Annotated in this window: 20 protein-coding genes and 1 pseudogene; 19 read left to right on the top strand and 2 right to left on the bottom strand. The window is 61.4% G+C overall.

What is annotated here, in order from left to right; genetic code table 11:
* The first annotated feature begins 160 nt into the window (after window positions 1-160).
* Both IVB47_RS07895 and IVB47_RS07890 read left to right on the top strand, forming a co-directional pair.
* Window positions 161-2251 carry a molybdopterin-dependent oxidoreductase gene (locus tag IVB47_RS07895; protein ID WP_247460884.1) on the top strand — a complete coding sequence of 697 codons (2091 nt, stop codon included), beginning with the start codon at window positions 161-163 and terminating at the stop codon, window positions 2249-2251.
* A 139-nt stretch (window positions 2252-2390) separates the two neighbouring features.
* Window positions 2391-3173, top strand: coding sequence for an enoyl-CoA hydratase/isomerase family protein (locus IVB47_RS07890; protein ID WP_247460882.1), 783 nt, complete (start codon window positions 2391-2393; stop codon window positions 3171-3173).
* A 47-nt stretch (window positions 3174-3220) separates the two neighbouring features.
* Here IVB47_RS07890 and IVB47_RS07885 read toward each other — a convergent pair whose 3' ends face one another.
* On the bottom strand, window positions 3221-4285 hold the full coding sequence (locus tag IVB47_RS07885; protein ID WP_247460880.1) for a hypothetical protein: 1065 nt from the start codon (window positions 4283-4285) through the stop codon (window positions 3221-3223).
* Between the two features lie 1666 nt (window positions 4286-5951).
* Here IVB47_RS07885 and IVB47_RS07880 point away from each other — a divergent pair.
* The 5 genes from IVB47_RS07880 (at window position 5952) to IVB47_RS07855 (ending at window position 11065) form a co-directional block, all read left to right on the top strand.
* Window positions 5952-6902: a zincin-like metallopeptidase domain-containing protein gene (locus IVB47_RS07880; RefSeq protein ID WP_247460879.1), complete on the top strand. Its 951-nt coding sequence runs from the start codon at window positions 5952-5954 to the stop codon at window positions 6900-6902.
* A 109-nt stretch (window positions 6903-7011) separates the two neighbouring features.
* On the top strand, window positions 7012-7254 hold the full coding sequence (locus tag IVB47_RS07875) for a hypothetical protein (protein WP_247460877.1): 243 nt from the start codon (window positions 7012-7014) through the stop codon (window positions 7252-7254).
* Entirely contained in the window at window positions 7254-8315 is a 1062-nt protein-coding gene (locus IVB47_RS07870) for a toprim domain-containing protein (RefSeq protein WP_247460989.1), read from the top strand. Before IVB47_RS07875 ends, IVB47_RS07870 begins: the two co-directional genes overlap by 1 nt.
* 333 nt (window positions 8316-8648) lie before the next feature.
* Window positions 8649-9572, top strand: coding sequence for a DUF2493 domain-containing protein (locus IVB47_RS07865; protein WP_247460875.1), 924 nt, complete (start codon window positions 8649-8651; stop codon window positions 9570-9572).
* Between the two features lie 1172 nt (window positions 9573-10744).
* Window positions 10745-11065, top strand: a complete 321-nt coding sequence (locus tag IVB47_RS07855) for a DUF736 domain-containing protein (protein ID WP_027562526.1) — start codon at window positions 10745-10747, stop codon at window positions 11063-11065.
* A gap of 216 nt (window positions 11066-11281) precedes the next feature.
* Here IVB47_RS07855 and IVB47_RS07850 read toward each other — a convergent pair whose 3' ends face one another.
* Complete coding sequence (locus IVB47_RS07850) at window positions 11282-11533, bottom strand: helix-turn-helix transcriptional regulator (RefSeq protein ID WP_346730785.1); 252 nt, start codon at window positions 11531-11533, stop codon at window positions 11282-11284.
* A 155-nt stretch (window positions 11534-11688) separates the two neighbouring features.
* Between IVB47_RS07850 and IVB47_RS07845 the strand changes: the two genes are divergently transcribed.
* The 12 genes and pseudogenes from IVB47_RS07845 to IVB47_RS07790 all read left to right on the top strand — a co-directional run bounded on the left by IVB47_RS07845 (window position 11689) and on the right by IVB47_RS07790 (window position 22276).
* On the top strand, window positions 11689-11961 hold the full coding sequence (locus IVB47_RS07845) for a DUF2285 domain-containing protein (RefSeq protein WP_247460871.1): 273 nt from the start codon (window positions 11689-11691) through the stop codon (window positions 11959-11961).
* Between the two features lie 165 nt (window positions 11962-12126).
* Entirely contained in the window at window positions 12127-12321 is a 195-nt protein-coding gene (locus IVB47_RS07840) for a DUF6499 domain-containing protein (RefSeq protein WP_247460869.1), read from the top strand.
* Window positions 12322-12433: 112 nt separating this feature from the next.
* Window positions 12434-12898: a DUF2285 domain-containing protein gene (locus IVB47_RS07835; RefSeq protein ID WP_247460867.1), complete on the top strand. Its 465-nt coding sequence runs from the start codon at window positions 12434-12436 to the stop codon at window positions 12896-12898.
* Window positions 12899-13031: 133 nt separating this feature from the next.
* On the top strand, window positions 13032-13313 hold the full coding sequence (locus tag IVB47_RS07830; RefSeq protein ID WP_247460865.1) for a helix-turn-helix domain-containing protein: 282 nt from the start codon (window positions 13032-13034) through the stop codon (window positions 13311-13313).
* Window positions 13314-13335: 22 nt separating this feature from the next.
* Window positions 13336-14155: pseudogene (locus IVB47_RS07825) on the top strand (replication initiator protein A).
* A 336-nt stretch (window positions 14156-14491) separates the two neighbouring features.
* On the top strand, window positions 14492-14956 hold the full coding sequence (locus IVB47_RS07820) for a DUF2840 domain-containing protein (protein ID WP_247460863.1): 465 nt from the start codon (window positions 14492-14494) through the stop codon (window positions 14954-14956).
* On the top strand, window positions 14953-15465 hold the full coding sequence (locus IVB47_RS07815) for a S26 family signal peptidase (RefSeq protein ID WP_247460860.1): 513 nt from the start codon (window positions 14953-14955) through the stop codon (window positions 15463-15465). Before IVB47_RS07820 ends, IVB47_RS07815 begins: the two co-directional genes overlap by 4 nt.
* Window positions 15462-16358 (top strand): lytic transglycosylase domain-containing protein, encoded by an 897-nt coding sequence (locus IVB47_RS07810; protein WP_247460858.1) that lies wholly within the window; start codon window positions 15462-15464, stop codon window positions 16356-16358. The genes IVB47_RS07815 and IVB47_RS07810 overlap by 4 nt, the downstream gene beginning before the upstream one ends.
* 250 nt (window positions 16359-16608) lie before the next feature.
* Window positions 16609-18372 carry a DUF3363 domain-containing protein gene (locus IVB47_RS07805; protein WP_247460857.1) on the top strand — a complete coding sequence of 588 codons (1764 nt, stop codon included), beginning with the start codon at window positions 16609-16611 and terminating at the stop codon, window positions 18370-18372.
* Between the two features lie 36 nt (window positions 18373-18408).
* The gene (locus tag IVB47_RS07800; RefSeq protein ID WP_247460855.1) at window positions 18409-20394 is read left to right on the top strand and encodes a conjugal transfer protein TraG; all 1986 of its coding nucleotides are present in this window, start codon (window positions 18409-18411) and stop codon (window positions 20392-20394) included.
* A gap of 6 nt (window positions 20395-20400) precedes the next feature.
* Entirely contained in the window at window positions 20401-20829 is a 429-nt protein-coding gene (locus IVB47_RS07795) for a CopG family transcriptional regulator (protein WP_247460853.1), read from the top strand.
* A 112-nt stretch (window positions 20830-20941) separates the two neighbouring features.
* Window positions 20942-22276, top strand: coding sequence for an MFS transporter (locus IVB47_RS07790; protein ID WP_247460850.1), 1335 nt, complete (start codon window positions 20942-20944; stop codon window positions 22274-22276).
* Window positions 22277-22283: the final 7 nt, after the last annotated feature.

Raw genomic sequence — 22283 nt, 5'->3', positions numbered from 1 at the left:
GACCGATGGTGCCTGGAATATTGGGCGGTTTTCGGTGTGGCGGCGCCGCTCTTCGCGGTCGCGGCAGGAACCGGCGGCGCACACGGTCTGAGCAAATCGCATGGGCGTTGCCGGATAAATACCCTCGGCTGAGGGGTATTTTGGTGTTACCAAATTGGACATGAACCAGCACGCCAAGATCGAAATCCGCCATTCGACCTGTCCGCATGATTGCCCGTCGGCCTGTGCGCTCGATATCGAGGTGGTCGAGGGACGCAGCATCGGTCGCGTCCGCGGTTCGAAAAAGCAGACCTATACGGCCGGCGTGGTCTGCGCCAAGGTCGCCCGTTATGCCGAGCGCATCCATCATCCTGAACGGCTGATGTATCCGCTGCGCCGCACGGGTGCGAAGGGCTCCGGCCAATTCGCCCGGATCAGCTGGGACGAGGCGCTGGACGAGATCGCGGATCGCTTCAACCAGGCCGAGCGCGAGTTCGGTGCGGAATCGGTCTGGCCCTATTATTACGCCGGCACGATGGGGCTGGTGATGCGCGACGGCCTCAACCGGCTCACGCATGTGAAGAAATATTCGCGGTTCTATCAGACCATCTGCGCCAACGTTGGCCGCATCGGGTTCGCGATCGGCACCGGCAAGATCGCCGGCGTCGATCCGCGCGAGATGGCGCTGTCCGATTTGGTGGTGATCTGGGGCACCAACCCCGTCAACACGCAGGTCAACGTGATGACGCACGCCGCCCGTGCCCGGAAGGAGCGCGGCGCCAAGATCGCGGCCGTCGACATCTACGACAACGAGACCATGAAGCAGGCGGATATCAAGATCATCCTGCGGCCCGGCACCGACGGCGCGTTCGCTTGCGGCGTGATGCATGTCCTGTTCCGCGACGGCTATGCCGATCGCGCCTATATGGACAAGTACACCGATTGCCCTGGCGAGCTCGAGGCGCATCTGAAGACGCGCACGCCCGAATGGGCCTCCGCGATTTCCGGCGTGCCGGTAGCGGAGATCGAGGCTTTTGCCAAACTGGTCGGCGAGACCAAGCGGGCCTTCTTCCGGCTCGGCTATGGCTTCACCCGCTCGCGCAACGGCGCGGCGCAGATGCATGCCGCGAACTGCATTCCCGCGGTGACCGGCGCCTGGCAATATGAAGGCGGCGGCGCCTTCTTCAACAATTACGCGCTGTGGCACTTCAACGAATCCATCATCGAAGGTCACGACGCCATCGACCCAACTATCCGCGCGCTTGACCAGTCGCAGATCGGCCGCATCCTCACCGGCGATTCCAAGGCCCTGCACGGCAAGGGTCCGGTCAAGGCGATGCTGATCCAGAACACCAACCCGATGACGGTGGCGCCGGAGCAGGCACTGGTGCGGCAGGGTTTTGCGCGCGAGGATTTGTTCGTCGCCGTGCACGAGCAGTTCATGACCGAGACGGCCGAGATGGCCGACATCGTGCTGCCGGCGACGATGTTCATGGAGCATGACGATCTCTATTACGGCGGCGGCCACCAGCACATCTCGGTCGGACCGAAGCTGATCGATCCGCCCGGCGAATGCCGCTCCAACCACGAGGTGCTGCAGGCGCTGGCGCCGCGGCTTGGCGCCAGGCATCCGGGATTCGAGCTGACGCCGCGTGAATTGATCGACGCGACGCTGAAGCTGAGCGATCACGGCGACATTGCCGGCCTCGAAGCCGATCTCTGGCGCGACCTGCAGCCGGACTTCCGCACGTCGCATTATCTCGACGGCTTCGCCCATGCGGACAAGAAATTCCATTTCAAGGCCGATTGGGCGCATCCGCCGTTCGGCCAGAAGATGGGCGACTTCGACAAGATGCCGTCGCTGCCGGACCATTGGGCGGTGATCGAGCATACCGACCAGGCCCATCCGTTCCGGCTTGCCACGAGCCCGTCGCGCAGCTTCCTCAACACCACCTTCAACGAGACGCCGTCCTCCCAGGCGCGTGAGGGCAAGGCGAGCGTGATGATCCATCCCCTGGATGCGGCCGCGCTCGACATCGCGGATGGCGATGCCGTGACGCTCGGCAACACCCGCGGCGAGACCACGCTGATCGCCACACTGTTCGAAGGCGTGCGCCGCGGCGTGCTGATCGCGGAGTCCGTTCATCCCAACAAGAACCATATCGGTGAGCGCGGCATCAATATGCTGACGGGCGCGGACACAATCGCGCCGATAGGGGGCGCCGCGTTCCACGACAACAAGGTCTGGATCAGGAAAGCAGTCGCGGCCTGAGCCGCACACGCGCCTCGATCGCGCTACAAGTTTGTGTCGAGGCGCTAAAGCGGCACCGCGCCGCAGATTGCGCTTGCACCTTCCGCCCGAGCTGCCGCAAATGGCTGCAAAACGGAGAGCCCAAGGAAGCGAGCGCGCCATGACCGACACCACAGCCGTGATCACCGAGAAGCGCGGGCAGGCGCTCTGGATCACCATCAACCGGCCCGAGAAACGCAACGCGCTGAATGGCGAGGTTATCGCCGGCATCACGCGCGGCTATCGCGACGCGCATGACGACAAGGATGTCCGCATCATCGTGCTGACGGGCGCGGGCGACAAGGCGTTCTGCGCCGGCGCGGATCTGCAGAACTCCGGCGCGGCCTTCGCGATGGATCATTCGAAGCCGAATGTCGACTATGCCGATCTGCTGCGCTTGTCGCAGAACGCGACCAAGCCCGCGATTGCGCGCCTCAGCGGCGTCTGCATGGCCGGCGGCATGGGCCTGCTCTGCATGACCGACATGGCCATCGCCGCCGATCACGTCATCTTCGGTCTGCCGGAGGTGAAGGTCGGCGTATTCCCGATGCAGGTGTTGAGCCTGTTGCAGTCCATTGCTCCACCTCGCCTCGTCAACGAATGGGCGCTGACCGGCGAGCCGTTCGACGCGAAAGCGGCGCAGGGAGCGGGCTTGCTGAACTACGTCGTGCCCGCGGCGGAGCTGGACGCCAAGGTCGACTGGCTGATCGGCCGCATCGTCGATAAATCCCCGACCGCAATTCGCCGCGGCAAATACGCGATGCGCGCCATCGCCTCGATGTCGTTCGACGAGAGCATCGCCTACACCGAAAGCCAGATCGCGCTGCTCGCGATGACCGAGGACGCCAAGGAAGGGCTGAAAGCGTTCAGTGAGAAGCGTAAGCCGGTATGGACGGGAAAATAGGCGATCCTTTCAGCGCATTGATCGTGCTGCCATCGGCCGACGTACCTTTATTCCGAGGAGAGATTGGCGTTTAGCCGAATAAGGAGAGATCTTGTCCGCTCTTCGCGACGCTTTTTTGTGGCAATGATCAACTGCCTGGACGTACGCTTGGCGTAGGTTGGCAGTTGGCGACTTGATCTATGACGACCAGCCGCGCGCAACTCTGCATCCGTGAGATCGCTGTCGGCGCCCTCGGTAAATCCTCCGTGTCGGAAGGACCTAAAAGAAAGCTCCTGACGTAGGCCAGCCTCTGTGATGATGGTTTTTACCACACTACGTAGATAGCGGAGATCCTTGCGTGGGGTAATCCATGGGAGCGGGATAGCCGACTGACGATGCGCATGATCACGACGGAATACCAGGCCGGAGAGGGTGGTCCTCTTGATCTCGTCGAGTTCCTCCATAAGCTCAGGAAAGAGAGGGGTGCCCGTTTCGTCTGATAGTGGCCACCAGGCCTCCTCTCCATTCTTCGGATGCACGATTCTGACGCTATTTGGCCGCTCGCTGGGTCGATAATGCGAAATGTCGAAGGCGCCAAACACGTGCTGCTCTCGTTGCAGCCACTCCCACGACAATAAAGCAGCTGTTGCGATCGAGCGGTAATCAAGCTTTCTCGCGGCAGCTCTGAACGCGACGAGTTCGTCCCAAGTTGCGGTCGGTGTGGGCCGTATCGGTCGCCCAGGCGGATGAGATTTTAGTCCCATCCGGGAAAACGGATTGGTCGCTGGTACGATCCTTTCTTGAGCACGCTGACCAACGAACCAAGCACGGCGACAGGCCGCCATGGCCATAGTTATATAGCGACGACGCTCGCGAACGACGACCTCTCCACTGTTATTGACTTTCGTCACGAACAATAATTTTCGATAAACCGCGTCGACGAACGCTTTGGTGAAATCGGACAACTGTTTAGACCCAACGCGACTTCCATCTTTCAGCTCGTGATTGGCGAACAGTGCGAGACTTTTTGTATAGTGCCGCTGCGTAGCGCTTTCGATTTCGGTCCACTTCTGGTGAGCTTGGAAGACGCCGACGAGCCAGTCGAACGTGCCGGGTTCGATAGTCGCCGGCATGATGTCGCTTAGACCCCGTGAGTGCCAACTGTCGAACGCCGGCAAAAGGACTTTCTCTACCCGCTCGACGGCAGTTGCGTAATCGCAGCCTAGAGCTTCAGGGTTTAAATCGCAGCCCTGTCGACGAGCCCAGGTTGGGGGTGCAAAATAGTAGGCTATTCTATTCTTCGCTAATATTTTGCGGCGACAATAACGGGGCAGATGCGGTGCCTTTTCAAGCGAAATTACACCAGGCATAAAAGATTCTCCCCCTGCTTAAGATCTCTTTTTCCGGTCGACGCTGCGAAGTGATCCATAGTCGCCTTCGACCAAACTGGCTGGCGCAAACGCCCTGTTCCGCGAAAGCCGATTGGCGGGGGGGCGTCTCGTCGGCTGATCGCCCGCATGAGTTCGCTTGTGTCTCCAAAGTCAAGGTAAGCGGCGGCCATGTCCGCTCTCATCATCGTGGGCCAGGTTCCAGCGAGAGGGTAGCGGGCAGGTAGTGCGGTGCGCGGCGAGACTAAGCGGTTTGATCTCACTGCTGAATGCCCGTGGTGTAACATGTGCTGATTTCACTGACGAACGAGACGGGATCTGGTCGATCCAGATTGCTCTTCGCCCCTGGTCGGGGGAGCGAGAGTTCGGATTGCGGATTAAGCGGAGTGTTACGGCCAAAGAGTTTGCACCTCTACTGCGAAGCGCGGCCGGGCGGGAAAAGGCTGGATTGGCGCGCAAAAAGGAAGCCTTTGGTGTGTAGTTCTCCAAGAAAGCCAATGTCGACCGCGAAAGAAAATGGGAACAGTTGCGGCGCTCCGTTGGCAGGGGCCGGTATCCGGCAGGCAGCTGCTTTGGATGATAGGTCAATAGTCAATCCGACAGGTCCGATGGGAGACTTGTATCGAAGCCTTCGGATCGCTTTCGAACGTCGGAATTTGAACGTGTGGGTTGGACTAAGCAGGCTATGGTTGCTGGGCTGAGCACTGCTCGGCCGGCCATTGTTCAAATGGTTCAATTGTCACTCACGTATTAGGACTGAATAGTTGCAGATATCCGTGAGCTGCAGGCCCCTCGTGATGCGCTTGAGCCGGATGGACGATGCAAGGCGGGAATGCAACCCGAACTGCGCCGGGATCGGTAAATAGGGACTAAGAGACTTTTCTGCGCGCCGACGAATTCAAGCGACGAAACGAGGTCCTCTGGTCAAGCCCTGGCGAGTTCTCCCGCTTGCGCGCGTGCGGCTGCGCCGCAACGGGCTCTTGTGAACCGAGCCGCGCTGCGTCTCGGCCATCCGGCTTCGATCCCTCGCGCAGGGATAGCGGAGCTCCTCGCCGGGGGCACTCGGAAAAGGGGCTCGCCTTGCGGCGATCGCTATCACTGCCCCGTTCCCGGGTGCCGCTATTGAACCGGTCTCGTCGCTGCACTCGGACCCGCGTGCCCCTTCGGGTCGCTATGCTCACGCTCTCCGGGTGCCATTTTCCATAGGGCGATACGCCCTGGCGCACGCCTCGTGGGGCCTGCGGCCCGGTAGCTCAACTCAATTCCCATGAAGATACGATGCAAGACGGGCTGCGTCACAGATTTCGCATTCTCTCAAGTAGGAGGAGAGAGTCAGAGTGTCGGCCGGGTTTTGCCATGACGGGTTACAGGCTGCGAGAGAGGCTCGCGGTCCCCGTCGCGGAGACCCGCGATGTCCAGACATTATCCTAACGCGCGCATCGGTAAGGACCGGGCCAACCTTTACGACGACATCACCAACAAGATTATAGTCGAGTTAGAGGCTGGCCGAGTGCCGTGGGTGCAGCCTTGGGGCACCGCGGCGGCGAAGTGGCCTCTGGCCTTGCCGAAGAGTGCGGCGTCCGGCCGCCAATACAACGGCATAAACATTTTAGTTCTATGGGGTGCTGCTACCGAACAGGGATTTACAGGGCAGAGCTGGCTTACCTTCCGCCAGGCGCTGTCGCTCGGTGGTCACGTTCGCAAGGGCGAGCGCGGCACCACCGTCGTCTATGCCGACCGCTTTGTGCCCGCCTGCGAAAAGCGCCGCGCACATGAGACCGGTGAGGAAGCGCAGGCCATTCCGTTCCTCAAGCAGTTCACGGTCTTCAACTGTGATCAGTGCAACGGCCTGCCTCCAGAGATCGCGACAACGGCGCCGCCCCCGCCGCCGGGTCTGATCCGGCCGCAGGTCGAATACCTGATCAAGGCGACCGGCATCGACTTCCGCATCGGCGGCGACCGAGCCTTCTTTATGCCGACGGAAGACTATGTGCAGGTGCCGCCTCCGCAGGCCTATTTTGAACCAATCAATTGGCATCGAACGGCCCTCCACGAGCTGGCGCATGCCAGTGGCCATCCATCGCGTCTCAATCGCGACCTGTCAGGCAGCTACGGTACCAAGAAGTATGCCTTTGAGGAGCTGGTTGCGGAAATCTCGTCTGCGTTCAGTTGTGCCTCGCTCGGCATCGTGCCGACGGTGCGGCATGCTGACTATATCGGCTCATGGCTTGAAGTCTTGCGCGAAGACAATCGCGCCATTATCCGGGCTGCTTCCAAGGCCAGCAAGGTTGCCGATTATCTGCTTGGCTTTCTCCCAGAGTCCGTCGGCGACATGCCGAGGGAGGACCAGCAGGCGGCGTAAGGCTCTGCTCGGTGGGCCGCGGGCACAAGAGTAAGAGGGGCAGGGTCGTTTCCGTGACGGGTTGGAGGCCGAGAGAGAGGCTCCCGGCTGCCTGTCGTGGAGAATCAGCATGCCAAAAGCTGTCCAAAAGATCACGTCGGCCGATGTCGGAGTGATCCGTGGAAAGCGCATCGAAGTGTCGGGATCCCATGCCAAGATGCGCAAGAGCTTGCGAGGCTACGGCCTCTTTGGCGAGATCACCTTTTGTAAGCTCCGCATGTTCGTGCGGATGCACGCGAGCGGCATAGAGATGCTGTCGAAGGTGCTCAACCGGTATCCAGTCGAAGGTGTCCTTTGGCAGGAGGCGGCCTGATGTCCCGCCAACCTTGCGAACTGGCACGCCGCCTTGCGCGAGAGCCGGAGGCGGTATGCCGACGCTATCTCTCCAATGGCAAGCGGGCGGGGCGTTATTGGGTGGTCGGCGACGTCCACAACACGCCCGGCCGCTCATTGTTTGTGCGGCTCCAGGAATCGTCGAAGGGAGCGGCGGGCAAATGGACCGATGCCGCAACCGGCGCGCATGGTGATCTCCTCGACATCATTCGCGAAACGCTGGCTTTGCGAGACTTTCGTGAGGTCGTCGAGGAGGCGAGGCGCTTTTTGAACCTGCCTCGCTCTGAGCAGAAGCCGGCCCCAAGACCTATTCCTTCAGTCGTACCGCCCGGATCGCAGGAACCCGCCCGCCGGCTCTTTGCGATATCTAGCCCGATCAAGGGGACCATTGCCGAGACTTATTTGCAGGGCCGCGGCATAACCCGCATTCACCATGGCGGCAGTCTGCGCTTCCATCCACGCTGCTACTATCGGCCGGACGACCATCTGCCGACCGAAACCTGGCCGGCAATGATTGCCGGCGTCACGGATCTCGATGGTCGGATCACCGGCGTGCACCGGACTTGGCTCGATCCGGACGGCTTTGATCGCGTGCGGCTCGGCAAGGCTCCGATCGATACCCCACGGCGCGCGATGGGCGATCTGCTCGGCAACGCCGTTCGGTTCGGCGTAATGGATGACGTGCTCGCAGCCGGCGAGGGTATCGAAACCATGCTGTCGCTGCGCTGCGTGCTGCCGACGATGCCGATGGCCGCTGCACTGTCGGCCAATCACCTATCAGCGATGGTGCTACCGCCGGGCTTGCGCCGGCTCTATATCGCCTGCGACGCCGATGCCGCCGGAGATATGGCGCAGACCATTCTGACCCAGCGCGCAGCAGACGCCGGCATTGAAGCGATCAAGCTATCGCCTCGGCTGGGCGACTTCAACGAAGACCTGCACATCTTCGGTATCGGAGCCCTCCGAGCAGCGTTGCCGATTCAACTCGTGCCAGAGGACGGCGTCCGCTTCCTGCATTCGTCGACAGTGCCCGCGGAATAGGTCACGACGGTTCGATCGATCGTGACAGGTCGGTCATAGGCGAGGCCAATACCGGAAGAGGACGCGACCTTGCGCCTTCTAGAGGGCGATCGGACGGCAAGCGGCCCGGGCCGGCAATGGCTGCGTCCGGCTATTTTCCGCCGCGCGCAGGCACTTGAAACACACATCATATTCTAGCCAGCGCGCTTTGCATCGCGAAGCAAAATAGCCGGCCTCCGCCATCCTCCGCTGCCGCTTCGGTCCTTCGGGTTCTGGCCCGTTCCGCCCGCCGTCTGACTGATCGCCACGAAGGCCGCGAAGGGCGCGGCCAAACCCGGCAAAGGACCTCCTTCCATGACCGACCATGACGACGTCGAGCCGCCGCATGCCTCTTCTCCGACCGACCACGTCCTCACGGAACTACAGCTCTTCGGTTACCGTCCCTTCGACGACCAGCCTGATCCGAGACCGCTTCCGGAAGGCAAGATGATCTCCGCTGCCGTGGCCGATATCTTCGACGCCCTGGTTGCGACCCTGAACGACACGCGGCTCGAGCCGGACCTGGACGATCTGCTCTGGTCGACTGTCAGTCTGTTCCATCGTGCCGTCGATCGCATCGAACGCCAGCTCGACGACAACGAGCAGGCGCAGCACAAGAGCCAGCGCGAGCAGAACGGCTCCGAGGTGCGATCGGTCGAACTCGAGCGCCTCACGGCTGAAGGCATCACGCTGATCGAGCGCCGCAACTGCCTGGAACTCTTCCGCGACCAGGCTATCGAGCGATTTGAGGTCCGCACCGGCTCGTTCTGGCGTCCTCGATCGGGATCATTGGTCAACCACCGAGCGCTCACCGCAGCGATGATCGACTCCCGCGACTTCATCGCCGCAAAACGTCGCGCCGAGACCGAGGTCATGCTGCCATCAGGACCGAAGATCGCACTCACCGGTGGGCTCGACTTCAACGACCATCACCTCATCTGGGATCGCCTCGACAAGGTGCATGCCAAGCATCCCGACATGGTGCTGCTGCATGGCGGCTCGCCGAAAGGCGCCGAACTGATCGCCTCCAAATGGGCGGCCAATCGCAAGGTCCCCCAGATCGCCTTCAAGCCCGACTGGACCAAGCACGCCAAGGCGGCACCCTTCAAGCGCAACGACGCAATGCTCGAAATCCTGCCGATCGGCGTTATGCACTTTCCGGGCACGGGAATTCAGGACAACCTTGCCGACAAGGCAAAGCGGCTCGGCATTCCCGTCTGGAAGTTCGGCAGCGCGTAAGCGCCGTCACCTCGAAAACGCCAAGGCGGAGTTGCACGCCGCAACTTCGCCTCGTTTCGATTTTACGTCCGAAGCCGCGCCGCGGTGGTGGTGGAAGGCGCGACGGGTACATCTATGCACATGGAGCCACCACCATGCTCGCCCTTGGGCTTGTTCTCAACACACTAGGCATTGGCTTGTTCTGCTGGGCGATCTTTGTGCTCGCTGTGTATGCCCTGCCGTTCTTCATTGCCCTCACCGTCGGGATGATGGCTTTCGAGATGGCGCGGGTGTCGTCGGCGCACTGCTGGTCGGATTGGCCGCCGGCGCACTTACGCTTGCTGTCGGTCAGGTCGCAGTCACGGTCAGTCGGGTCCGGATCTTGCGCATCGCGATCGCAGCCGCATTCGCCGTCCCTGCGGCTGTCGCTGGCTATCATGTGGTGTTTGCCCTGTCGCAGATCGGGGTACCCTCGCTGGCTTGGCGCGACGCCTTCGCTTGCGTAGGTGCGGTTTGCATCGGCGGCCCGGCATGGGCGCGTTTGACCGTTTTCGCAGAAACCCGCCCGTCGGTGCCGGCCGGGGCGGTGGAGAATATGCCTCAACCAGCTCTCACAGCCGCCACGCACGAGCGATGAGGCTTCGTCGAGATCATCGGTCGAGCAAGGTCACACGGTGCCTTACGTTGATCGAGGGGCCTCCAGCTTGAGCGAGAGGTAACCGCACTTCTCCTCGAAGCGCTTTAAGCAAGCCTTAGCAATCTCTGTCTGACCCACATAGCTGCTGTGGGTCGCCGCGCCGCGCTCGATCATTCCTTCCGGGACGATATCGCCCTTTGCGGCAGATTGTTTCTCTTTCTGCGCCGAACCGTATCGACCACTTGTGCAGTTCAACCGAGCTTCGCCAAGTCTTCTCCTTAAGATTGCGGTTCAGCACGCGGACGCACTTGGCCTCTTTGATGGCTTGATCTGGCCGAAGACCGGCTTCGCCTCGATCGTCTGAGCCGCAACGCCGTTGATGCGACTTTCTTCCCCTGGGCTTGCGCCCATTCCTCGCGAGACAAGAAAGTCGTTCCAACGACGTCCTCCGCTGCGCTCCGGCCCGCGAGCGGGTGCGTCGCCGATCGTCCTCGGCCTCTAGATCGCCATCGAGGCCGCGGTGGTCGCGGGCTCGAAACACAACAGGAGAAGTGACATGGCTAACATCGGTTCTTTCAAGAAGGTCGGCAACGACTTCCAGGGCGAGATCGTCACCCTGAGCCTGCAAGCCAAGGGCGTCCGTATCGTCGCCGAGACCAACCGATCCAACGACAACGCGCCCAGCCACCGCATCTACGTGGGCCGGGCCGAGATTGGGGCAGCCTGGTCGAAGCGCTCCGAAGAGGGCCGGGATTACCTCTCGCTCAAGCTCGATGATCCCTCGTTCAACGCACCGATCTACGCGAACCTGTTCGACGACGAAGGCGGCGAGGGCTACACGCTGCTCTGGTCGCGGCCGCGCAAGAGCGGCGAGTAAGATCGCTCCACCAAGCCCCGTCCGGCTCGCCGGGCGGGGCCTCGTTAAATTGCCGCCTCGGTCCCGGCACGGACCTTCGCGTTGCACTTTTGCATCAGTTCGATGCCGTATTTCTGGCGCGACACGGCATTCATCGTTGCCGGATGCGGTTGCTATCAAGGCCGATTCGCGAGTGTCACAGTTTATGATTGTTCAAATTTAACTCGCCCAACCCCATCACTTCCGCTTGGCAGGTTTTGATCGCTCGTCTCGTGCCTCTTCATCTGGAAGGACGAGATCGACGTGACTGACGCCCAACGTGCTGGCGAGTTCGAATAATGTCACGACCGTGGGATTACGGCGGCCGCGCTCCAAGTCACTGATATACTGCTGGGTGAAGCCAGACATCTCGGCGAATCTCTCCTGCGTGAAGCGCTTCTGCTTCCGCATTCTTGCGAAATTCCGACCGACCAACTTGCGCATGTCCATCTGCGCAAGTTGCGTTTTTACATACTATGAGGTTTATCTCCTATAGTATGTATTCCCCGCTGGCCGTTGGACGCGGAATGGGGCTAAAATGAGACGCTTAGACAATCTGGACCGTTCAGAGAGGTCAGAATCATTCGCTGTTTGTTGGGATGGTCATGACGAAGCCGCAGCTAGATCCTGACGTCGCGGATGTTGCGCCGAACGAGCCGGCGCTGACAGCCTATGACGAACAGCATGTCGTCACGTACGTTCGCCTTCTGCAGGCGGAGGGCGAGGGCGCGGACTGGATGGAAGTCGCTCGTGTGGTGCTGCATATTGACCCAGAGCGAGAGCCAGACCGTGCGCGGAGCGCATACCAGAGCCATCTTGCGCGCGCCAAATGGGTGACTGAGCAGGCGCGTCTGTTACGCGGTACTGGCTCAAAATAGAAGAGAGCCGCCGACCGGCGACTTGTAGGCAGAACAATTTTCTTCCGTTATCCGGTGGTCATTCCAGTGCACCACGTGGTGCCAAACTAGGGGCTTCCTACAACCGTTTCGTTCATACCTATTGCGCCGCAATCGTTGTTAGCTGAGTGCAATGGGACGGAAGCAATGCCTGAAATCGACTGGCGGTCGCCGGATTCCTACAGGGGCCTACAAGACGCTGAAATCACCGACATTGCCTGGGAATGTCTTCGCCGCAACGCGGACTATCGACGCGAATACGAAGCGCTGATCGCCAATAGCCCAACTGGCGAAGTGACCGCGGAATTCAGGAGGAAATGGGGCATCTGCTTTCGCCCATGACCCGCAGAGGTCCTTCGACGAGCAGACGATCTTTTGGGCGCCTGAGGTTCTAGCGACGGTCGTTCCAGTCACGGTTGCCTCGTCCGCCGATCGCAGCTCGGCGTCTCAGCCATTGCTCGACCTTACAGCCGGTCAGGTGCGCCGCGCCGCCGACGGCTGGCATGCTGTGCTGCGCATCGGGGCGACGGATCACCGTGTCTGGTCCAAAGAGCCCCCCGTGCTCGGCGCGTCATACGCAGTCGAATTGTCGTTTAACGGTGATTTGGAAGCGCGCGCCTATGCAGCGCGGCGGCTGTGGCGCGCAATGAATGGACGCGCGCCAGGTCCTGCCTTTCACAAGTTATCTAGGCAGCGGCGCGAACGCCTGAGCGCCGCCATCCGCGCGCTCGATGCGCATACTGCCGGTGGCAGCTATCGCATGACCGCCGAAGCGCTGTTCGGCAAAAAGCGCATCCCTGATCGCGCCTGGAAGACACACGATTTGCGCAATCGAACGGTCCGCCTGGTGCAAGGCGGCCTCGCGTTGGTCCGCGGAGGCTACCGCAAATTTCTGCGGCCCGGCCGCAGGGACAAGTAGCCCTTCGGCCGAGGGGTATCGAAAATCGACCCCCCAATATTCGGCATCCCCCTCCGAGAACTTGCTTCTCCATGATGACCGCACACACGCCGGCGCCGCCATACGCGGTGCGCCGTCACCTTGGAGTGCTCAAATGCCCGATGCAATGACCGGACTGCCCCAGCGCTTCCTGCGTACACCGGAGGCCGCGCGGTATCTTGGTCTCTCGGGACGCACGCTTGAGAAGCACCGCACGTACGGCACCGGGCCCACGTATCGGAAGATCGGCGGACGTGTCGTCTACGCTCTGGATGACCTGAAAGCATGGGCTGATCTCGGCGCCAAGACGTCAACCTCGGATCCCGGCAAGGGCACTGTGCTGCCCGCCAAGAAGCATCCGGTCCTGCGCCCGTATGCGGGCCAGGAACGTCGCTGATCGTCGCGCGAGAGCAGTGACCATGCGGCGCAGACACCATTCCGAGCGCGACCAGCTTGAGCTTTTTCGGGCGTTGCCCGGCGATCTTGCGCCGCCCCGTGACGCGCAGGATCTGATGGCTTATCCGTTCTTCTCGCTCGCCAAAACAAAACGGATTGTACCAATCGATTTCCGCGCGGGTGCGATCGCAGTTCGTGTCGAAGCCGTGCCGGAACACGGCATGGCGACCATCTGGGATGCAGACGTTTTGATCTGGGCCGCGTCCCAGATCGTCGAAGCCCGTGACGCCGGCTTGAAGACGTCGCGCCTGATGGCTGCAACGCCTTACGAAATCTTGACGTTTGTTGGCCGTGGCGCCAGCGCGCGTGACTATGACCGGCTGAAGGCGGGTTTCGACAGGTTGCAGTCAACGACCGTGCTGACGTCGATCCGTCAGCCGGCAGAACGGCGGCGGCATCGCTTCTCCTGGATCAACGAGTGGAAGGAGACTGCCGACGCTAATGGTCGCCCGTTTCGCCTCAAGTTGATTCTGCCGGATTGGTTCTATGCGGGCGCCATCGATGACGCGCTCGTGCTCACGATCGATCATGCCTACTTCGATCTGACGGGCGGACTTGAGCGCTGGCTCTACCGGCTCGTGCGCAAGCATGGCGGGCGTCAGGACGGCGGCTGGAGCTTTGACCTTGTGCACATGCATGCCAAGTCCGGCATCCTCTCGCCGCTTATGCGACGTGCGGCAGATCGTTCAGCGTCAGACATTGCCCGGCTATCAGCTCGTGCTCACACGCGATCCGAACGGCACCGAGCGGCTGAACTTCGCACCAACGCCTGTTGATCCCTAACGGCACCGCCTGCGCCGCCGCGGTCTCATTCCAAATCGGAGGACAACCTGTGAATCAACTCGTGCTATCGGGAACCGCAACCCTCGTGCTATCGAGGACCCAATCTTCATGCAACCGGGCACCGGAATCGAGCTTAAGAGCTTGTTTCTCTGCGCTTTCCAGCCGCTCTAGCTTTACTAACCAGAAATCCTTTGGATTTCTTCTAATGGACCAAGCCGAAAGCCGCATCGCAGGCGACTGGCAACCGCGCGCCGTCAATTCTCCTTGTCGGCAAAAGCCGTACAGGTGCTTCACCGCCGCTTACGGCTCCTCATTCCCGTCTTCGGGAGCTTCGGCATGAGCGATCTCACCGAAGTGGAAGTCCTGTGGCTCGAAAACCGCATCGAAAACCGCATTCGGTTCGGTCGCATCGTCAAGGAACGGAAGCTTGATCGTCACCGGCGTGTCCTGTCTTTCGCGCCAGGCAGCATCTTTGCCTTTGTCCGTTGGACCTCCAACGATTTTGGAACGGTCATTTCGCGGATCGACATCCTGCGCGCGGTCGCGCCTGGACAGCGCTGCTCGACCGTACCTTATGTGACACCCGGCGGAGAGATTTTGCTGCGGCTCTCCGGTTGGCCGAAGGTCGAACGGGTGCTGCAAATGGTTGATGCCATAGAGGCGCTTGGCATCAATCCCGCGGACGTCGCGCCTGATCATTGGCATCACGTCCACAACCGTCTGTCCGTCAACGAGAACCCCCGTCCATATACCAAAGCGCGCCACCAGGCCTGGCTTCATCGTCAAAGGGTGACGCGATGACAAGCCGCCTGATAATGCTGATAACCACGTTTGCGGTTTCTGCTGCGCTCGTCTCCACAATCGCCTTGGAGCCGCTTCCACGCTACATTTGGAATGCATCGGCAAGCGTGCCAATCGGTCTCTATAGCTTGCAACCAGTCGAACACTTGCATGTCACCGAGCTGGTCGCCGTTCAACCGCCGGGGCCGCTTGCGACCTTTCTCGACCTGGACGGCTATCTGCCGCTCGGCGTCCCCATGCTCAAGCGGGTGTTGGCACTGCCAGGGCAGACGGTCTGCAGAAACGCGCTCACGATTTCCGTCGATGAAATTGTAGTGGGCGAGGCGCGAGATCGCGATGGGCGGGGCCGGCCGCTGCCGAAATGGCACGGTTGTCGCGTGGTCGGCGGCGGCGAGCTGTTCCTCATGAACTGGCAGTCGGACGACTCCCTAGACGGCCGATATTTTGGACTCCTTGCGGCGTCGGCCGTGATCGGCCGTGCCTTCCCGGTGTGGACGTGGGAGGAATGATCGTGCGTGTTCCGAGTTTCCGTCCTGCCATTCCTCTGTTCGATCAAGTGCAGGACCATTCCTCCGTCCCGACCAAAGCTTGCAAGGCCGGCGCGCGCAGCGGCGGTCCAGGGCGGCCGAAAGGCCGGCGCGAAGCGACTTTACCCTGGACGGGCGCGAGCACTGTGGCACGCTTGCGTTTGTTCGAGAGGAGCCTGCTGGCTGTACCGTTGTTCGCTGCGCTGACCGTGAGCAACGTTTCTGCTGTCGCCGAGACGCAAGCCGCGGACCCCATAGCAAGGTATGCAACCGGCGGTCCATTTGCGGATTTCGTCGAGCAAGCCTCACGTCGCTTCGGCGTGCCGGAGCGTTGGATACGCACAGTCATAGACGTCGAAAGTGCCGGAGACGTGCGTGCCAGGTCACCGAAAGGCGCCATGGGGCTGATGCAGATCATGCCGGAGACGTGGGCAGAGTTACGCCTGCGGTACCACCTCGGCAATAATCTCTACGATCCCCGCGATAACATTCTTGCGGGGACTGCGTACCTTCGGGACCTGCACGACCGGTACGGCTCTCCGGGCTTCCTTGCAGCCTACAACGCGGGACCTGGTCGCTACGAAGAGCATCTCGCCGGCCGCCCATTGCCGGCCGAGACCCAGGCCTATTTGCAGAAACTTGTGCCTCTCATCGGTAGCGACATCTCAGCTTCTAGTGCCGTCGCGGGTCTGCGGCCACCAGCAGCGGCGCTCTTTGTTGCTCGATTTGAAAGTACGAACACCGCTGACCCGCAGCAGTTCGGGCGCTCGTCAAATCGGGCTCCGGCGACGACCTCCGTTCACGACATCTCGGCCATCGTGGCACCGGCAACAGGGTTGTTCGTAGCGAGATCCGATGCAGGGGGCTCGCGATGAGCGAATGCGCAAGCTGGCATGCAGTGGCGTACGTTGGAGATGAAAGGGCGGAAAGGCGAGCGCAATGGGCAGGTACGACATCAGGACGGCGAGATAAAAGCGGCTCGCCCGTCGAACCACAAGCCATTGACATGGCTTGGGTGCTACCGTGCCCCTCGGTCGGGGCGCGTGCCGCGCCGGATGCTTTAGCCAATGAATTCAACGGTGCTTTCGGCACTGTCCGCGATTTCATGTCCCTGGAGCCGTTGCCGTGAGCGTAGGCGACAGCGATTTACGCATCCGGCCTGGCCGCATCCGCGGTACGCGAGCGCCAAAGCCCAAGAGCTTCATTAACCAGGTGCTGCGTGCGGCGAAGAAGGCCGGTCACAGCCCTTCGCACGCGGCTGCGGCTAAGCGCTCCTCGAGCTACGGACGCTCGACCTTCGGGCGCGGCCGGATCAGCTTTAGCCGCAACCGCCTGTTCAGCCCGGCGCGGCGCGTAGTGGTGAAGGCGCGCGTCGTTCGTCACCAGGGACGATCCTTCCGTTCCGCGCCGCTGACGGCCCATCTCTCCTATCTGAAGCGCGACGGCGTCACGCGTGACAGCGAGAAGGCGGTGATGTTCGATGCCGGCAGCGACCGCACCGACGACGCAGCCTTCGCGGATCGCTGCAAGGACGACCGGCATCATTTCCGTTTCATCGTCTCGCCCGAGGATGCCGCTGAGATGACCGATCTCAGAGCTCTTGCGCGCGATCTCGCCAGGCAAATGGAAGTCGATCTCGGTACTCGGCTCGATTGGCTCGCCGTCGATCACTGGAACACGGACAATCCGCATGTCCATCTGCTCGTGCGCGGCATCGATCAGACGGGCGCCGACCTCGTGATCTCGCGAGACTATATCAGCCGGGGCCTGCGCTCGCGCGCCGAGGAGTTGGCCTCGATCGAACTTGGTCCAAAGCCCGAGCACGAGATCCGCAATACCCTGGAAAAGGAGATCGCCACCGAACGCTGGACGCGGCTCGACGTCGAGATCCGCATGGCCGCCGATGAAACCGGGGCCATCGACCTGCGTCCCGAAAATCCCGGTGCGGCCGATCCGGAAATCCGTCGTTTAATGATCGGACGGCTCCAGCACCTGGAGAAGATGGGCTTCGCTGCGTCTGCGGGCCCTGGCGAATGGATGGTCGGGCTGGAGGCCGAGCGCAACCTTCGCGACCTCGGCATGCGCGGCGACGTCATCAAGACTATGCACCGCGTCTTCACCGACCGCGGAGAGGCGCGTGGCGTCACCGATTATGTGATCGATGGTGAGAAGCCGGGGTCGCCGATTATCGGCCGGCTGGTCGATAAAGGACTTCATGATGAACTGACGGGCGAGGCCTATGCCGTGATCGATGGCACGGACGGACGCGTTCACCACGTTCGCTTCCGAGGCATCGAGGCATTCGATCACGCCCCGCCGATCGGAGGGATCGTCGAGGTCCGCCGCTTTGGGGGGCCGGACGACCGGCGCCCGACGTTGGTGCTCGCCAACCGCTCCGATCTCGACCTCAACCAGCAGATCACCGCTCCTGGCGCGACCTGGATCGACCATCGCCTCGTTGAGAGCGATCTCATGCCGCTCTCCATGGGCGGGTTTGGTCGCGAGGCGCGCGACGCCATGCGGGCCCGTGCCGAACATCTCGCAGGCGAGGGGCTCGCCCTGCGGCAGGGTCAGCGCGTCATCATGCAGCGGGGCCTACTGAACACGCTGCGCCGACGTGAGCTAGACGAGGTGGGGGCAAGAGTGTCGGCCGATACCGGCCTGCCTCACGTGAAGGCTGCCTCCGGGGAGCACGTGGCAGGCACGTATCGCCAGCGGCTGACGCTGGCGTCGGGGCGTTTCGCCATGATCGATAATGGACTCGGCTTTCAGCTCGTACCCTGGTCTCGCGAACTCGAGAAGAAGCTCGGCCAACACGTCACCGGCGTCGTGAAGGACGGCGGAGGCATCGAATGGGGCTTTGGCCGCAAGCGCGACCTGGGTCTCTAGCAATCTCTCCAATTCAGTTGCGGAAGGGCGTTTGGGATGTCTGGAACCAAGATCCTCTGGGGACAGGTGATCGTTGTCGGCCTGATCGTTTTGCTGGCCATCTGGGGCGCGACTGAGTGGACGGCCTGGCGGCTCGCCTGGCAGCCTGAGCTTGGGCGGCCCTGGTTCGAGCTGGCGGGCTTCAAGATCTACTATCCGCCGGTCTTCTTCTGGTGGTGGTTCGTCTTTGATGCCTATGCGCCCCAGGTCTTTGTCGAGGGCGCCTTCATCGCGGCGTCTGGGACCTTCATCTCGATCGCGGCGGCGATCGGCATGTCGGTTTGGCGGGCGCACGAGGCCAAGAACGTCGAGACCTATGGTTCGGCGCGTTGGGCTGATGCAGAAGAAGTTCGTGCGGCCGGACTTCTTGGTCCGGATGGCGTGGTGCTGGGCAAGGTCGATCGCGACTACCTCCGCCATGACGGGCCGGAGCACGTGTTGTGTTTTGCACCCACCCGGTCGGGCAAGGGCGTCGGACTTGTCGTCCCTTCGCTATTGGCTTGGCCCGGCTCGGCCATCGTGCACGACATCAAGGGCGAGAACTGGCAACTGACCGCAGGCTTCCGCTCGCGGCATGGCCGCGTCCTGTTGTTCGATCCGACCAACCCGAAGTCCTCACCCTACAATCCGCTGCTTGAGGTCCGGCGCGGAGAATGGGAGGTTCGCGACGTTCAGAATGTGGCCGATGTCCTGGTCGACCCCGAAGGCTCGCTCGACAAGCGGAACCACTGGGAAAAGACCGGCCATTCACTCCTGGTCGGAGCCATTCTCCACGTCCTCTATGCCGAGGCAGACAAGACTCTGGCCGGCGTGGCCGCCTTCCTGTCCAACCCGAAGTGGCCGATCGAGGCAACATTGAAGGCGATGATGACCACGCCGCACCTTGGCGTGAAGGGGGCCCATCCCGTTGTCGCCTCGATCGCGCGTGAGCTCCTCAACAAATCCGAGAATGAGCGCTCAGGTGTCCTGTCCACCGCGATGTCGTTCCTCGGGCTCTACCGCGATCCCGTCGTGGCCCGGGTCACTTGCCGTTGCGACTGGCGGATCGCCGATCTGATCGCTGATCAATTCCCGACGACGCTTTATCTCGTGGTGCCGCCCTCCGATATCTCACGGACGAAGCCGCTGATCCGTTTGGTGTTGAACCAGATTGGTCGTCGCCTGACCGAGGATCTGCACGCCCGCGACCGCCGGCATCGCATCCTGATGATGCTCGACGAATTTCCGGCGCTTGGGCGGCTTGATTTCTTCGAATCCGCGCTCGCTTTCATGGCGGGGTACGGGATCAAGAGTTTCCTGATCGCGCAGTCGCTCAATCAGATCGAGAAGGCCTATGGGCCCAACAACGCCATCCTCGACAACTGCCACGTCCGGGTCAGCTTTGCGACCAATGACGAGCGGACCGCGAGGCGAGTATCCGATGCGCTTGGTACGGCGACCGAGATGAGGGCGATGAAGAACTATGCTGGGCACAGGCTAAACCCGTGGCTCGGGCATCTGATGGTCTCGCGGCAGGAGACGGCGCGCGCGCTTCTGACTCCAGGTGAAGTCATGCAACTTCCGCCGACGGACGAGATCGTCATGGTGGCGGGTACGCCGCCGATTCGAGCTCAGAAGGCTCGCTATTATGAAGACCGGCGGTTTGCCGAGCGGGTCTTGCCGCCGCCCGACCCAGCGGCATCCGGCCGGTCATCGCGAACGGACGGATGGTCTACATTGGGCACGCCCAAGCCGGCGTCGCTTCCAACCGAAAGGGGGCAAGCGGAGGAAGACGCGGCGAACAGTGGCCTTCGTCGTGAGCCCGAACTCCCCGATCATGTCGCGATCGTCAAGGAGGCAGCCGAACCGACGCCGGTCGAGGAATTTGCCGCCGTTCTTGATGACGACGAGGACGCGATCCGCCAGTCCCGGCTTCTCCGTCAGCAAATGCGTGGCGTTGCCCGTCAAGCCGCCATGGACCCGAATGACGGCATGGAGCTCTGAAGCAATATGCGCGACCGCATGAACGTGTATTTCCCGCCTGAGCTTCTGAAGCGGATCTCGGATCTGGCCGATCGCCAGAAGCTCTCCCGGTCTGCGATCGTGGAGGCGGCGGTTGCTTCGTTTCTGTCGCCGGATGGATCGGACAGGCGGGAGGCGGCGTTTACCCGTCGCCTGGATCGGCTGTCGCGTCAGATGCAGAGACTGGAGCGTGACGTTGGTTTGACAGCCGAGACCCTGGCCCTCTTCGTCCGTTTCTGGCTGACGGTTACGCCACCGCTACCCAACGACGCGCAGGCGGCTGCGCAGGCGAAAGGCCGGGAGCGGTTTGAAGGATTTGTCGAGGCGCTAGGGCGTCGTTTGCAAAAGGGGCAGAGCTTTCTGCGTGAGATACCGGAAGATATCATCCGTCAGGAGCCCGCCGACGAACCTGACTGATCGCTCTCAATGCGCCATCGCGCGGACCCTTCTTTTTCTACGCCAGCCTACGACCACAGCAATTCAGCCGAGCCTATAAAAATCTGCACGCGCTATCAGCTCGAATGAGTTGATGAGCAAGAAGGTCGGCATGCAACTTACAAGGACGTGGCGTCTCACCGTGCGCGTATTTCTACCGTTTGCTGCTGGCTACTATCTTTCGTATCTGTTTCGGACGATCAACGCTTTGATCGTGAGTCATCTCAGCTCGGATGCCGGGCCTGGGTCAGCGAACCTCGGACTACTTACGTCAGTCTATTTCCTGGTCTTCGCGGCCGCTCAGATCCCGGTCGGTATATTGTTGGACCGCTTTGGTCCGCGTCGGGTCCAGAGCGCGCTGCTCTGGTTCGCAGCACTGGGCGCCGGACTGTTCGCCGTATCGACCGGCTTCCTGTCATTTTTGATCGCGCGTGCGATGATCGGGCTTGGCGTGGCGGGGGCGCTGACGGCAGGACTTAAGTCCATCATACTTTGGTTCCCCAGGGAACGAGTCGCCTTGCTGAACGGCTATATGATCACGCTGGGATCACTAGGAGCGGTGACCGCCACAGTTCCCGTCGAACACTTGCTCGCTTGGATGGGCTGGCGGCAGCTCTTTGAGGTCCTGGCGGTTGCGACCGGTGCCACAGCGATCCTCATCTATGTCGTAGTTCCAGAAAAACGCGTTATTCCATCGAAAGCAACAGTCTCCGCCACCCTGGGATCCGTTTTCAGCGACAGGCGCTTCTGGCGGATAGCTCCGTTGTCGGCGACTTGCGTTGGTTCAGCTTGGTCGCTGCAGGGATTGTGGGCATCACCGTGGCTTGCAGACGTGGAGGGGCTCGATCGCGCAGGCCTCGTCAGACAGCTGTTCATCATGTCGATCGTTCTCAGCGGCGGTGGCTGGTTGTTCGGTATGACGATTCATCACGTCAAGCGAACAAGCCTCACGGCTGAGACGATATTCGCGATGGTGGCCGTGCTGTTTATCGCAGCCGAGCTAGCCCTGATCCTGCGAGTACCTCTGCCGTCCATCTTGCCCTGGTCGGTTGTCGCAATCATCGGAACGGCAACTGTGGTCAGCTTTGCCGTGATGGCTGATTACTTTCCGTCGGAGCTTGCCGGCCGTGCCAATGGCGCCTTGAACGTCTTGCACTTTGGTTGGGCATTTCTGGCACAATATGCGACCGGCCTGATCCTGGAGCAATGGTCTTCGAACGATGACCATAGGTCGATCACGGCTTATCAAGTCGCGTTCAGTCTCAACGTAGCACTACAGATCGCGGCTTTGGTTTGGTTCGCGCTACCTTGGATCCAATCCTTTGCTTCCTGGATGAATTCAGTCGCTTCCACCGTGCCGGTCAGTGCTTTCGACGTGGTTGAAGCAAGCATTTTTTGCGAGCGATCGGACGGCGAGGTGGAGTGGTGACCCGCGC

This window comes from Bradyrhizobium sp. 62, assembly GCF_023073035.1.
Lineage (GTDB): Bacteria > Pseudomonadota > Alphaproteobacteria > Rhizobiales > Xanthobacteraceae > Bradyrhizobium.
The sequence above is the reverse complement of the archived record's forward strand: the minus strand, read 5'-3'. Positions and strand labels throughout refer to the sequence as shown.